Source organism: Nonomuraea sp. SBT364 (genome assembly GCF_001083785.1).
GTDB lineage: Bacteria > Actinomycetota > Actinomycetes > Streptosporangiales > Streptosporangiaceae > Nonomuraea.
In genome coordinates this window covers 43,933-56,913 of sequence record NZ_LAVL01000009.1, presented here as the reverse complement: position 1 = coordinate 56,913, position 12,981 = coordinate 43,933, and the positions used below count along the sequence as shown (strand labels likewise).

The window sequence follows — 12,981 nt, the reverse complement described above, 5'->3', positions numbered from 1 at the left end:
GGAAGGAAGGTGGTGCCCGACGGCTTGTCCGGGGGAGCGGGGGAACGGAACATGGGAGAGACCGTGAGGGAGCCTCGATGATCGAAGTCTGGCCGGGAGATCCTTACCCGCTCGGGGCGACCTACGACGGCGCGGGCACCAACTTCTCGCTCTACACCGAGGTCGCGAAGGCCGTGGAGCTGTGCCTGTTCGACGACGACAACAAGGAGTCGCGCGTCAAGCTGAGCGAGGTCGACGGGTTCATCTGGCACGGCTACCTGCCGGGCATCGGCCCGGGGCAGCGCTACGGCTACCGGGTGCACGGGCCCTACGAGCCGGCGCGCGGGCTGCGCTGCAACCCGGCCAAGCTGCTGCTCGACCCCTACGCGATGGCGATCGAGGGCGGGGTGACGTGGAACGAGGCGGTCTACGGCTACCGCTTCGGCTCGCCCGACACGCGCAACGACAAGGACTCCGCCCGCTACGTGCCGCGGTCGGTGGTGATCAACCCGTTCTTCGGCTGGGGCCACGACCGGCCGCCCGCCACGCCGTACCACGACACGGTGATCTACGAGGCGCACGTGCGGGGGCTGACGATCGGCCATCCCAAGATCCCCAAGCACCTGCGCGGCACCTACGCGGCGCTCGGGCATCCGGAGATCCTCGACCACCTGACCAAGCTCGGCGTGACGGCGCTGGAACTGATGCCGGTGCACCAGTTCGTCACCGACCACATCCTGGAGCAGCGCGGGCTGGCCAACTACTGGGGCTACAACTCGATCGGCTTCTTCGCCCCGCACAACCGCTACTCCAGCCAGGGACAGCGGGGCGGCCAGGTGCTGGAGTTCAAGGCCATGGTGCGGGCGCTGCACGAGGCGGGCATCGAGGTCATCCTGGACGTCGTCTACAACCACACGGCCGAGGGCAACCACCTGGGGCCGACGCTCAGCTTCAAGGGGATCGACAACCCCGACTACTACCGGCTGGTGCCGACGGACAAGCGCTACTACATGGACACCACCGGCACCGGCAACAGCCTGCTGATGCGCTCGCCGCACGTGCTGCAGATGATCATGGATTCGCTGCGCTACTGGGTGATCGAGATGCACGTCGACGGGTTCCGCTTCGACCTGGCCTCGACGCTGGCCCGTGAGCTGCACGAGGTCGACCGGCTGAGCGCGTTCTTCGACCTGGTCCAGCAGGACCCGGTGCTGTCGCAGGTCAAGCTCATCGCCGAGCCGTGGGACGTGGGGCCGGGCGGCTATCAGGTGGGCAACTTCCCGTCGCGCTGGACCGAGTGGAACGGCCGCTACCGCGACACGATCCGCGACCTGTGGCGCGGGCAGCCGGCCACGATGCCGGAGTTCGGCTACCGCTTCACCGGGTCGAGCGACCTCTACCAGGCCGACACCCGCCGCCCGGCCGCCTCGATCAACTTCGTCACCTGCCACGACGGCTTCACCCTCCAGGACCTCGTCTCGTACAACGGCAAGCACAACGAGGCCAACAAGGAGAGCAACCGCGACGGCACCGACGACAACCGGTCCTGGAACTGCGGCGAGGAAGGCCCGGCGGGCTGGGCCGTCGAGTCGCTGCGCGAGCAGCAGAAACGCAACTTCCTGACCACGCTGTTCCTGTCCCAGGGCGTGCCGATGCTCTCCCACGGCGACGAACTGGGCCGCACCCAGCAGGGCAACAACAACGGCTACTGCCAGGACAACGAGATCACCTGGGTCGACTGGTCGGACGTCAGGGAGAACTGGCTGCTGCTGGAGTTCACGCAGAGCCTGGCGGCGCTGCGCAAGAAGCATCCGGTCTTCCGGCGCAGGAGGTTCTTCTACGGCAAGCCGGTGCGCGGTCTGAGCGACATCGCCTGGCTCACCCCCTCCGGGGAGGAGATGGCCGACAGCGACTGGAATGTCGGCTACGCCAAGTCGCTGGCCGTCTTCCTCAACGGCGAGGCCATCACCGAGCCCGACCGGCGGGGCCGGCCCATCAGGGACGACTCGTTCCTGCTGCTGTTCAACGCGCACCACGACACGATCAGGTTCACGATCCCCAAGGACTACGGAGAGATGTGGCAGACCGAGATCGACACCGCCATGCCGATCAGGCTGGACGTCCGGATGAGCCGGGCGGGCGAGGGAGTGGCCGTGCCGGGACGCAGCGTGCGGGTGTTGCGCCGTGTCTAGGCCGGTCTCGACCTACCGGCTGCAGCTGACGCCCGACTTCGGCTTCGCGCAGGTCGCGGAGATCGCCGGCTACCTGCGCGACCTCGGCGTCAGCCACGTCTACCTGTCGCCGGTCCTCCAGGCGGTCCCCGGCTCCCGGCACGGCTACGACGTCACCGACCACTCCCGCATCCGGGAGGAGTTCGGCGGCACCAAGGGCTTCAGGGAGATGGCCCAGCGGCTGGCCGCGTACGACCTGGGCATCGTCCTCGACCTGGTGCCCAACCACATGAACACCGAGAACGAGCTGTTCCGGGCCGTGCTGCGCGACGGGCCGGCCTCGCCGTACGCCCGCTGGTTCGACATCGAGTGGGACGGCGGGAAGGTGGCGCTGCCGGTCCTGGGCGACGACACCGAGCCGGTCGTGGACGGCGACGTGCTGCGCTACCACGAGCACGAGTTCCCCCACCCGGGCCACTACCGGCTGGTCGACTGGCGTGAGGGCCCCGGCTACCGGCGCTTCTTCGACGTCTCGACGCTGATCGGGCTGCGGGCCGAGGACCCGGAAGTGCTCTTCGGCACGCACGAGGTGATCTTCTGGCTGCTCGACGAGGGGCTGGTCGACGGGCTGCGGATCGACCACCCCGACGGCCTGGCCGATCCGCGCGGCTACCTGGAGGCGCTGCGGGCCAGGTCCGGCGGCGTATGGACGGTGGTGGAGAAGATCCTCATCGGCGCCGAACGGCTGCCCCGCGACTGGGCGTGCGACGGCACCACCGGCTACGAGGCGCTCAACCGCGTCAACGGCCTGTTCGTCGACCCCGAGGGCAAGGCGCCGCTGGTCGAGCTGTTCACCCGGCTGACCGGCGAGCCCGAGGACTACCGGGCGGTCATGACGCGGGCCAAGCACGAGGTCATCGACCTGTTCTTCGGCCCGGAGGTGCGGCGGCTGGCCCGCGCGGTCTCCTGCACCCCTGCGGCCGCCGCGGAACTGCTGGCCGCCATGCCCGTCTATCGCGCCTACGTGGTGCCCGGCGAGCCGCCGCCGCGCGAGTCCGTGGAGATCGTCGAACAGGCCGCCGCGACCTGCTCGCCCGCCGTGCGGCCGCTCGTCCAGCAGGCCCTGTACGGCTCGCCCGAGGCGATCATTCGCTTCCAGCAGGCGTGCGGGCCGGTGATGGCCAAGGGGGTCGAGGACACCGCGCTCTACCGGTGGTTCCCGCTGTCGTGCCTGAACGAGGTCGGGGGCGAGCCCGACCTGTTCGGGCTGTCGGCGGAGGAGTTCCACGAGTTCTGCGCCGGCATGCCGCCGCACTCGATGACCACGCTGTCCACCCACGACACCAAACGCTCCGAGGACGTACGGGCCAGGCTGGCGGTGCTGTCGGAGATGCCCGAGGAGTGGGCCGAGGCGGTGTCGCGCTGGTCGGCGGAGGTCAGCTTCGACCGGCACCTCGACTACCTGGCCTGGCAGAACCTCATGGCCGCCTGGCCCATCTCCGCCGAGCGGTTCACCGGCTACCTGCTCAAGGCCGCACGCGAGGCCAAGACCGCGATCTCGTGGATGCGCCCCGACCCCGGCTACGAGCAGCGGCTGCGCGCCTTCGCCGAGGCCGCCGTGCGGCTGGACGTGGGCCGGTTCACCGAGCGGATCGACGCTCACGCGATGTCCAACTCGCTCGGGGCCAAACTCGTGCAGCTCATGATGCCCGGCGTCCCGGACGTCTACCAGGGCAACGAGACGACCGACTTCTCCCTGGTCGACCCGGACAACCGGCGGCCCGTCAGCTTCCCGCGCGAGCCCGCCACCGAGTGGGACTCGGCCAAGCTCCTCGTCACCTCCCAGGCGCTGCGGTTGCGCCGCCGGCTCGAACCCGCCGCGCCGTACACGCCCCTGCACGCCGAAGGCGACGCGGCCGAGCACGTGATCGCCTTCGCCCGCGGCGCCCGGCCGCACGCCGTCGCCGTGGCCACCCGGCTGCCGGTGCGCCTGGCCAGGCGCGGGTGGGGGGCCACCACGCTGGCGCTGCCGGCCGGGCACTGGCGCGACCTGCTCGCCGGCGGCCTGCACACCGGCCGCATCCCGCTGGCCCACCTGCTCGGTACGTATCCCGTCGCACTCCTGGAGAGACATGATCTTTGAGGTGTGGGCACCCAGAGCAACGGCCGTCGACGTGGACGTGGACGGCGGACGGCATCCCCTCAACCCCGCCGCCGGCGGCTGGTGGTCGGCCGAGGTGGCCGGGGCGGGGCACGGCAGCCGCTACGGGTTCGTGCTCGACGGCGACGGGCCGTACCCCGACCCGCGCTCACGCCGCCAGCCCGAAGGCGTCTTCGGGCCCAGCGCCGTCTACGACCACGCCCGCTTCACCTGGGCCGACCACGACTGGAAGGGCCGCGACCTGCGCGGCAGCGTCATCTACGAGCTGCACATCGGCACGTTCACCCCCGAGGGGACGTTCGAGGCGGCCGCGGACAAGCTTCAGCACCTGGTGGAGCTCTGCGTCGACCTGGTGGAGATCATGCCGGTCGCGCCGGTGCCCGGCACCCGCAACTGGGGCTACGACGGCGTCGACCTCTACGCCGTCAACGAGACCTACGGCGGCCCCGACGGCCTCAAGACCTTCGTCGACGCCTGCCACCGGGCCGGGCTCGGCGTCATCCTCGACGTCGTCTACAACCACCTGGGGCCCTCGGGCAACTTCCTGCACCCGTTCGGACCGTACTTCTCCGGCTTCGCCGGTAGCTACTGGGGCGAAGCGGTCAACCTCGACGGGCCCGGTTCCGACGTGGTGCGGCGCTACTTCATCGACAACGCGCTGCAGTGGCTGCGCGACTACCACGTCGACGGGCTCCGGCTGGACGCCGTGCACGCGCTGCACGACCGGCGCGCCACGCACCTGCTCGCCGAACTGGCCGACGAGGTCGACGTGCTGGCCTGCTCGCTCGGCCGGCCGCTGTCGCTCATCGCCGAGTCCGACCTCAACGACCCGCGCACGGTACGGTCCCGCGACGCCGGCGGGATGGGCATGACCGCCCAGTGGGACGACGACGTGCACCACGCCCTGCACACGGCGGTCAGCGGCGAGAGCCACGGCTACTACGGCGACTTCACCGGCCTGCCGGCCCTGGTCAAGGTGCTGACCTCGGGCGTCCTGCACGACGGCGGCTACTCCAGCTTCCGCGAACGCGCCCACGGCGCCTCCTTCGCCGGGGTGCCCGGCCACCGGCTGGTCGCCTGCCTGCAGAACCACGACCAGATCGGCAACCGCCCCGCCGGTGACCGGCTGCCGATGCCCGCGCTCAAGCTCGGCGCCGGGCTGCTGCTCACCTCGCCGTTCACGCCGATGCTGTTCATGGGGGAGGAGTGGGGGGCCGGGACGCCGTTCCTGTTCTTCTCCGACCACGTCGAACCACAGTTGCGGGAGAGCGAGGGCGGGCGCAGGCAGAAGGAGTTCGAGGGGTTCGGCTACGCGTGGGAGGCGCCCGACCCGTCGGACGAGGAGACGTTCCTGCGCTGCAAAATCGACTGGGACGAGCTCAAGGACGAAGGGCACTGGTCGCTGCTGTGCTGGTACCGCGACCTCATCGCGCTGCGCAAGGCCCTGCCGGAGCTGTCGGACCCGCGCCTGGACCGGGTGCGGGTCGAGGCGGACCCGGCGGGTCACTGGCTGGTGATGCGGCGCGGCACGCTGTCGGTGAGCGTCAACCTGAGCACAGAGACCCGCACGCTGCCGGGCAGCCTCGGCACGGTCCTGCTGGCCTCGGACGAGCCGATCGCGCCAGGTGACGAGGGCGTACGCCTTCCGGGGCAGTCGATGGTGATCCACCGTCCACAGGCTTGACGGGCGCCGACCCTCGTCGTCCACAGAACGCCGTTCTCCTCCGCGGGCCCGGGGCCCTCTGGCCGATCCTGGCTGCCTCGCCACGTCCCCGGAGGCTCCCATGCAGATCGCCCTCGCCCTGCCCGCCCTGCTGACCTCACTGTTCGTCGTCACGGCCGAGCGGCTGCCGTTCGACCTGCCGGCGCTGCCGTGGCGCGTCGGCGCCCCCTACCGGCGGGCGGCCATCGCCGGGGCGGGCAGTCCGTCCCTGCTCCTCACCCACCATCCATCCCCCTGGAGACCGGCCGGCGTCACCCTCACCGACGCCGAACGACGTCTCCTGCGCCGCTGCGGGGAGCACGTCGTCATCTCCGCCACCGTCCCGCCCGTCGCGCTCCCGGCCGGCGCCCAGCTCGCCCGCGCCGTCGCCCGCACCCTGGCCCACGAGTGCGGCGGCCTCCTCGCCGACCCCCTCACCGCCGCCACCCTCCGGGCCGCCGCCCTGCCGGGCGACCTTGTGGGGCAGCCTGTAGGTCGACCCGTGGGTCAACCCGTGGGGCAGCCCGCAGGCCGGCCTTCGGGGGAGCCCGGCGCCTTCCGCCTCGGCGACGGGTGGCTCGGCTGGGACGTCCGCGTCCACGACGACGCCACCTGCCCACCGTGGGACCCTGCCGACACCGGCGCCTGCCACGCCCTGAGCGTCACCTCGCGGGGGCTGAGCCGCTTCGCCCTGCCGGAGATCACCCTGGACGGCGCCGCCTGCGCCCACCGGCTGTGCGCCACCGGCCTCCTGCGTACGGTCGCGCACCGCCTCGTCGCCGACCAGCTCGCCTTCCTCGCCACCCGGCCGGACACCCGCCTCCGCCTCATCGACGACCACCTGCGCATCGAGCCCCCGTCCCCGGAGGCGCCGCTGAGCGTCCGCCTCACCCCCTGCGAGACCGGCCCCGCCGAGCCGGGCCGCACGGGCAGCATCAGACGCCTCAAGATCGCCCCCGCGACCGGCGGCGGCCGGGTCAGCTGCCTGCGCGTCGGCCCGCCCTCCGGCTTCACCGGCTCCGTCAACGACTGGCTCTGCGCACCCCGCCCGGCCTGTCCCACCCCGGCTCTGGCGGCCTGACATGCCCACGCCACCACCCTCCGGAACTTCACCTCGAAGCCCGTTCGTCCACCCTGACATGGACCCCTTCGAAGACCTTGACCGCCGCCTGCGGGAGTCGCGCGAAGCCGTTCGCAGGTTCGACCACCTCGCCGCCCGCCGCTCGACCGTCGCCACCCAGCTCAGGGAGGTCGCCGAGGCCGTCGCCCGGCTCGAAGCCGAACTCGCCGAGGAGCGGCGCGACGTGACCCGGCTGGAAGGCGGCTTCACGGGCTTCCTGGCGGGTCTCACCGGCGGCAGACAGGAGCGCCTCACCCGCGAGCGAGCCGAAGCCGAAGCCGCCGCCGAACGCCTCGACGGCCAACGCCGCCGCCTCGCCGACCTCACCGCCGACCTTCAACACACCGACCGGGAGCTGTCACAGCTGGCTGGCGCCGGCGAAACCCACGACCACGTGCTGGCCGAGAAGGAGCGCCTCCTCGTCCGCCTGGCCGACCCCCGGGCACAACGCCTCACCGAACTGACCACCGAGCTGGCCGACACCGAGGCCGGCCTCCGCGAGCACGAAGAAGCCGTGCGGGCGGGCGCCACGGCCGGCCGGGCGGTCACCGAGATGCTGACCCTCCTGGACCGGGCCCGCCAAGCCTCGACCTGGGACCTGCTCGGCGGCGGCGCCCACGCCGACGCGGTCGAACGCCACCACCTCAAAGCGGCCGACCAGGTCGCCTGGCACGCCCAGCGCGCGCTCGACGTCTACGCCCGCGAACTGGCCGACGTCGGCTGGACGGCCACCCCGCGACTCCCCACGGTGGACACCCGCTGGTTCGCCGACACCTTCTTCGACAACATCATCACCGACGCCCTCAAACACCAGCGCATCAACCGCACCCGCGACGCCGTCACCGCCATGTCCCAGTGGATCGACACCTCCCTGCACACCCTCTCCCAGCGCAAGGACGACCTCGCCCACCGCCGCACCCGACTCCACCACGAGCGCGAGCACCTCCTGACGCCCTAGCCCCGGCCAGCGACCCCGCCACGACCCGCCCGGAGGTGATCAGCCACCCCCGGCCGCCTCCCGGGCGGACAGCTCGTCACAGACGAGGTGAACCGCCCAGCCGGGCTTGCTGCAGTCACCACCGTCATCACGGGAGGTCCAAGGCCGTGCCGTACAGGCGGGACACCTTGATCTTGATGATCACGCGCCGTTCCCGGGCCTGCTGCTCCAGGAAGGCGGCGGCATCCGGCTGATCGCCCGCGAAGGCCAGGAGCTCTTCGGCAGCGTCGGATACCTCGGCGTCGCCTTCGGCGACGGCGAACGACCAGACGTCGGGGCCGTGCACGTGCAGGGCGACGCGCGGATTGTTGCCCACCTGGCGCGCCTTGAGCCGGTCGGCCGTCGTGGAAACCCTGATGATCCGCTCGGCCGGATCCCACCGGTACAGCACGTTGGACATGGCGGGATGGCCGCTGCGCTTGACGGTCGCCAGCACACCGAACTGCTGTCCGCCGAGCAACTTCAGCAGTTCATCCTCGTTCAGCGACCGAGGGGCCGGGCCCGACTGGTTCTCGTCCATGTTCTCTCCCACCAGATGTCGTACGACTCAGTAAGCAGAACCGTAGCAGATAGTTTCGTTGCAGACAATATTGCCCGAGGGTCGCCAGGACTTATTCCTTGACACGAATATTCTCCATGGTGAATAGTTGCCTCCATGGACGCACTCCTCGTCGCACTGGCGGACCCCGCGCGCTGGCGGCTCGTGAGCCTGCTGGCCGAGCGGCCCCGGCCGGTCGGGGTCCTCGCGCGGCTCGCCGAGGCACGGCAGCCGCAGACGACCAAGCACCTGCAGACCCTTGAGCGCGCCGGCGTCGTCACGTCCCAGCGCACCGGGCAGCGCCGCGTCTACGCCCTCCGGCCCGGCCCGCTGCGGGACCTGGCGGCTGCGCTCAGCGGGCTCGCCGACGCCGCGGACCGGGCCGGTGGCGCACGCGAGACCTATGACCGCTACGGGCTCAGCGTGAACGCGGAACGGCTCGCCGCGAAGGAGCCGGGGTGGGCCGACGGCCGCTCCTTCCGGTTCCTGCGGTCGCTGGCGGAGCGCCCGGAGGTGGTCTGGCAACACCTGACCGAGGCGTCCCTGCTCGCCCACTGGTGGACGCCCGACGACCTGCGCGTCTCCGAGCTCGTGTTCGAGGCGCGTCCGGGCGGCCGGATCATCCACGAGTACCGCGACGCCGAGGACGCCGACGGCTCCGACCCGGTCGCCGGGCGCGCGGAGGGAGTCGTCGACGACGTACGCCCCGGTGAGCGCCTCGCCTACCGGCTCACGCCATTGCTTCCCGGCGGCGGCGGCCCCGCCTTCACCGCCCACCTCGACCTCGACCTCCGGCCCACTGGCACCGGCACCGGCACGGACCTCGACGTCCAGTTCCGGATCACCGACAGCACGGTCGACTCCGCCGACTTCATCGCGGGCATCGAGATCGGCTTCGGCCAGAGCCTCGACAAGCTCGTGGCAACCCTCGCCGCCCCGATCACCGACCCCCACCGCAACACCGATGCAAGGAGTACGAAATGACCAGCTCCACCGGCCGCATGGTGACCGCGAACCTGAGCCTCACCCTCGACGGGCGTTACAACGGGCCCGGTGGGCCTGGCGACTTCTCGGCGTTTGCCCCGTATGTGACCAGTGAGGTCGCGCGGAACCACATGACCCGCATGTGGGAGAGCGCGACGACGGCGCTGCTCGGCCGGGCCAACGCCGAAGGGTTCATGGGCTACTGGTCGCCGGTCGCCGAGGACGACAACGCCGATCCGCGTGATCGCGGATACGCGAAGTGGCTGCTGAACGCGGAGAAGGTGGTCCTGTCCAGGACCTTGACCGAAGCGCCGTGGGCGCGCACCCGCGTGGTGAACGCCCCCGCCGCGGACGTCGTCGCCGAGCTCAAGGCCGGGGGTGAGGGCGACATCCTCGTCAACAGCAGTGCGAGCGTCATCAAGCCGCTCCTCGCGGCGGACCTGCTCGACCGGCTGTATCTCATGATCTTCCCGGAGATCGCCGGCGGCGGGCAGCGGTTGTTCGACGACGGCCTGCCCGCTTCGAAGTGGACGCTCACCCACCAGGAGGCCGGCGCCCTCGGCGAACTCGCCCTGACCTACGACCGCGCCCGCTAACCACCCACCCAGAGCACCCGCTCAGGGCCCCTCCCGCTCGGGGTGGGCGTGGGCGTGGGCGTGGAGAAGGTCCCAGGTGGAAGTGGGGACCCGTTCGGCTAGCGTCCCCGGTCGGTGGCTCGGGTGATGCCCTTGTGGACGCGGGCCGTACGGTCGACGAGTTCGCGCAGGGCGGTCTCGTCGACGTCGTCGAGGCGTTTCAGGTAGAGGCAGCCCTTGCCGGTCGTGTGCGGTCCGAGCCGGGCGAGCACGGACGCGTGCCGCTCCTCGAAGCCGCCCACCAGGTAGACCACCAGATACTGCTTACGCGGCGAGAAGCCCGCCAGGGGCCAGTCACCCGTGCGCCCGCTCGCGTAGGTGTAGTGGTAGCTGCCGAAGCCGACGATGCTCGGCCCCCACATCACGGCGGGCTCGCCGGTCACCTCGGACAGGATCGTGCGGAGGCGCTCCGCGTCGGCCCGCCGCCGCTCGCCGGGGACCGCGGCCAGGAAGTCGTCCACGCTCGCGCCGGTGGGGACGGTCACAGCCTGCTTCGAGGTCGCCATGAAGGCATGCTCCCACGCCGGTACGACAAACGGCCGGGCCCGGCCGGCTAGCCCACTGGAGCGCCAGGCCGGCCGGCCCGCTGGGCGACGAGGGCACGGAACGCGTCCAAGTCGCCGACGACCTCCTCGACCGGATCCCGCCGCTGGTGCATGCGGTAATAGCGAGCGCCGATGGCGTCGGGATCGGCCTCACCGCCGCCGGGGACGATACCGGAGGCGATCGTCACCGTACCCACATGGATGCCTTCCGGTGCGAGCTCGGCGTGCAGGGCGTGCGCCCAGTTGCGCAGGCCGGCCATGGCGGCTCCGACGTTGGCCAGGAACGGCGCGGGGATCGTCGAGGAGACGCCGGTGGTCAGCAGGACCGTGCCGCCACCCCGGGCGCGCATGTCCGGGAGCACCTGGCCGACCGCGCTGATCGCGCCCAGCACGTTCAGCTCGAACTGCGCGGTGGCGGATTCGACCGTCGTCCGGGCGGCGCCGGTGATCGGCCCAGTGGGACTGGGGCTGTATTCGAGGACGTCGACCGGCCCCAGGGTGCGCCTCGCCGCTGCCAGGGCGCCGGTGAGCGCGTCACGGTCGCGGATGTCGGCGGGGAACGCGGCGGCGTCGACACCGAGCCCGGCCAGTTCGCCGACCAGGGCGTCCAGCTTCTCCCTGGTGCGGGCGATCAGCCCGACGCGGAAGCCGTGGCGGCCGAACGCGCGGGCGACCCCCATCCCCAGCCCCGGCCCCGCACCGACGATCACAAGCGTACTTACTCTTTGTACGTAGCAGCATGACTTGTTCCTGCTAAGTCGATCAAGAAGGCACATTCATGTCAGTGACGCACACGGAGGTAACCGATGACGACGCGGAGGCCTGCCGGCAGATCCTCCAGATTCTCGCGCTGATCGGCGACAAGTGGAGCATTCTGGTCATCGGCCATTTGAGTGACCGCACGCTGCGCTTCGGTGAGCTGCATCGCGCCGTCACCGGCATCTCCCAGCGCATGCTCACCCGGACCCTGCGGCAGCTCGAACGTGACGGCCTGGTGACGCGCACCGTCCACCCCAGCGTCCCCCCGCACGTCGATTACGCACTCACCGAACTCGGCGCGACCCTGCTGGACTCCGTCGTCCGCCTCGGCGAATGGGCCGCGGCGCACCGGCACGAGATCGATGGCAACCGGCGCCGCTACGACGCCGCCCATCCGGCGTGAACCCGGTCAGGTGAGGGCGCGGGCCGCTTCGAGGGCCTCGGCGACGGCCGCGGGGATGTCCTGCACGGGGAAGACGACATGCCGGACCACCCGCAGCCGGTCCACGACCAGGATGAGGCGCTTGAGGCGCGTCGTCCCGCCGGCGCGGAAGGTGGGCAGCCGCAGGGCGGCCGCCAGGCGCAGGTCCACGTCCGAGAGCAACGGGAACGGGATCCCCTCGGTCTCGGCGAAGGCGCGCTGCTCGTCGGCCGGTTGGGTGCTCACGCCGTGCACGGCGACGCCCGCGGCGGTGAACTCGGCCAGCCGATCCCGGAAGAGGCGGTTCTCCAGCGTGCACCCCATCGCCCCGGGAACGCTCCGCCAGGCAGGCGACACCGCCGGCGACACGGTTGGCGACACGGTTGGCGACACGGTTGGCGACACGGTTGGCGACACGGTTGGCGACACCGCCGGCGACATCGTCCCCGTCGTCGGGTAGGTGAACAGCACCGTGGCGCCGGTCTCCGCCACGACGTCCGCCGAGCCGCCACCCGTCCCGGACGCGGCCGTGCCCGGGGAGAGGCCGGTGCCCGGCAGGGGGAGCGGGCCGGGCACGCGGGTGCCCAGCAGGTCGTGGACGCGGGCCGCCTCTGTGCTGTCCGCTGCCGGCATCCCGGTGAGTGCGCCGTCGCCCAGGAGCCAGTGGTCCGCCCAGTCCTGCATGGCGATGAGCGTGGGCGCCAGCGCCCAGCCGGCGTCCGTCAGGACGTACTCGTGCCGTGCCGGTTCCGGGTACGGGGTGCGGGCCAGGACACGGTGGTCGACCAGGTGGTCGAGGCGTTCGGTGAGCACCTCGCGGGAGATGGCGAGCTCGCCGGTCAGGTCCTCGAAGCGGCGGTGACCACGGGCGACCTCCCGCACGATGAGCAGGCTCCACCAGTCGCCGATGACGGCGGCCGCCTGGGCGATGGAGCATCCGGCGTCCTGGGAGCGGAGATTCCTGGGCAT

At 71.5% G+C, this 12,981-nt stretch carries 12 protein-coding genes; 8 read left to right on the top strand and 4 right to left on the bottom strand.

The genetic code is table 11. The features are described 5' to 3' along the window. The first annotated feature begins 77 nt into the window (after nucleotides 1-77). From glgX to ADY59_RS06925, 5 genes are all read left to right on the top strand, one after another. Nucleotides 78-2,171 (top strand): glycogen debranching protein GlgX, encoded by a 2,094-nt coding sequence (gene glgX / locus ADY59_RS06945; protein WP_049559131.1) that lies wholly within the window; start codon nucleotides 78-80, stop codon nucleotides 2,169-2,171. Then, nucleotides 2,164-4,293 (top strand): malto-oligosyltrehalose synthase, encoded by a 2,130-nt coding sequence (gene treY, locus ADY59_RS06940; RefSeq protein WP_049559128.1) that lies wholly within the window; start codon nucleotides 2,164-2,166, stop codon nucleotides 4,291-4,293. Before glgX ends, treY begins: the two co-directional genes overlap by 8 nt. Continuing rightward, a complete protein-coding gene (treZ, locus tag ADY59_RS06935) occupies nucleotides 4,283-5,995 on the top strand; it encodes a malto-oligosyltrehalose trehalohydrolase (RefSeq protein WP_049559126.1) in 1,713 nt (570 codons plus the stop codon). The genes treY and treZ overlap by 11 nt, the downstream gene beginning before the upstream one ends. Before the next feature lie 100 nt (nucleotides 5,996-6,095). Continuing rightward, a complete protein-coding gene (locus tag ADY59_RS06930) occupies nucleotides 6,096-7,094 on the top strand; it encodes a hypothetical protein (RefSeq protein ID WP_049559123.1) in 999 nt (332 codons plus the stop codon). Between the two features lie 58 nt (nucleotides 7,095-7,152). Next, on the top strand, nucleotides 7,153-8,091 hold the full coding sequence (locus ADY59_RS06925; protein WP_049559121.1) for a hypothetical protein: 939 nt from the start codon (nucleotides 7,153-7,155) through the stop codon (nucleotides 8,089-8,091). Between the two features lie 127 nt (nucleotides 8,092-8,218). Here ADY59_RS06925 and ADY59_RS06920 read toward each other — a convergent pair whose 3' ends face one another. After that, nucleotides 8,219-8,650, bottom strand: a complete 432-nt coding sequence (locus tag ADY59_RS06920; protein ID WP_049559119.1) for a pyridoxamine 5'-phosphate oxidase family protein — start codon at nucleotides 8,648-8,650, stop codon at nucleotides 8,219-8,221. Nucleotides 8,651-8,785: 135 nt separating this feature from the next. Between ADY59_RS06920 and ADY59_RS06915 the strand changes: the two genes are divergently transcribed. Next, entirely contained in the window at nucleotides 8,786-9,652 is an 867-nt protein-coding gene (locus ADY59_RS06915; protein ID WP_049559116.1) for a metalloregulator ArsR/SmtB family transcription factor, read from the top strand. Then, a complete protein-coding gene (locus tag ADY59_RS06910; protein WP_049559114.1) occupies nucleotides 9,649-10,248 on the top strand; it encodes a dihydrofolate reductase family protein in 600 nt (199 codons plus the stop codon). Before ADY59_RS06915 ends, ADY59_RS06910 begins: the two co-directional genes overlap by 4 nt. A 98-nt stretch (nucleotides 10,249-10,346) precedes the next feature. Here ADY59_RS06910 and ADY59_RS06905 read toward each other — a convergent pair whose 3' ends face one another. Together ADY59_RS06905 and ADY59_RS06900 are read right to left on the bottom strand one after the other, a co-directional pair. Further along, nucleotides 10,347-10,793: a DUF1801 domain-containing protein gene (locus ADY59_RS06905; protein ID WP_049559111.1), complete on the bottom strand. Its 447-nt coding sequence runs from the start codon at nucleotides 10,791-10,793 to the stop codon at nucleotides 10,347-10,349. Between the two features lie 47 nt (nucleotides 10,794-10,840). Beyond that, nucleotides 10,841-11,542: an SDR family NAD(P)-dependent oxidoreductase gene (locus ADY59_RS06900; RefSeq protein WP_197093480.1), complete on the bottom strand. Its 702-nt coding sequence runs from the start codon at nucleotides 11,540-11,542 to the stop codon at nucleotides 10,841-10,843. A 68-nt stretch (nucleotides 11,543-11,610) separates the two neighbouring features. Between ADY59_RS06900 and ADY59_RS06895 the strand changes: the two genes are divergently transcribed. Beyond that, nucleotides 11,611-11,994, top strand: coding sequence for a winged helix-turn-helix transcriptional regulator (locus tag ADY59_RS06895; RefSeq protein WP_049559107.1), 384 nt, complete (start codon nucleotides 11,611-11,613; stop codon nucleotides 11,992-11,994). Nucleotides 11,995-12,000: 6 nt separating this feature from the next. Here ADY59_RS06895 and ADY59_RS06890 read toward each other — a convergent pair whose 3' ends face one another. Further along, nucleotides 12,001-12,981: a winged helix-turn-helix transcriptional regulator gene (locus ADY59_RS06890; protein WP_049559105.1), complete on the bottom strand. Its 981-nt coding sequence runs from the start codon at nucleotides 12,979-12,981 to the stop codon at nucleotides 12,001-12,003.

Bases quoted from the DNA above. Each gene is read 5' to 3' on its own strand.
- ADY59_RS06910 (WP_049559114.1), top strand. From the start codon at position 9,649: ATGACCAGCTCCACCGGCCGCATGGTGACCGCGAACCTGAGCCTCACC.
- treZ (WP_049559126.1), top strand. From the start codon at position 4,283: ATGATCTTTGAGGTGTGGGCACCCAGAGCAACGGCCGTCGACGTGGAC.
- ADY59_RS06915 (WP_049559116.1), top strand. From the start codon at position 8,786: ATGGACGCACTCCTCGTCGCACTGGCGGACCCCGCGCGCTGGCGGCTC.
- ADY59_RS06930 (WP_049559123.1), top strand. From the start codon at position 6,096: ATGCAGATCGCCCTCGCCCTGCCCGCCCTGCTGACCTCACTGTTCGTC.
- ADY59_RS06905 (WP_049559111.1), bottom strand. From the start codon at position 10,793: ATGGCGACCTCGAAGCAGGCTGTGACCGTCCCCACCGGCGCGAGCGTG.
- ADY59_RS06895 (WP_049559107.1), top strand. From the start codon at position 11,611: ATGTCAGTGACGCACACGGAGGTAACCGATGACGACGCGGAGGCCTGC.
- ADY59_RS06925 (WP_049559121.1), top strand. From the start codon at position 7,153: ATGGACCCCTTCGAAGACCTTGACCGCCGCCTGCGGGAGTCGCGCGAA.
- ADY59_RS06920 (WP_049559119.1), bottom strand. From the start codon at position 8,650: ATGGACGAGAACCAGTCGGGCCCGGCCCCTCGGTCGCTGAACGAGGAT.
- ADY59_RS06890 (WP_049559105.1), bottom strand. From the start codon at position 12,981: ATGCCCAGGAATCTCCGCTCCCAGGACGCCGGATGCTCCATCGCCCAG.
- glgX (WP_049559131.1), top strand. From the start codon at position 78: ATGATCGAAGTCTGGCCGGGAGATCCTTACCCGCTCGGGGCGACCTAC.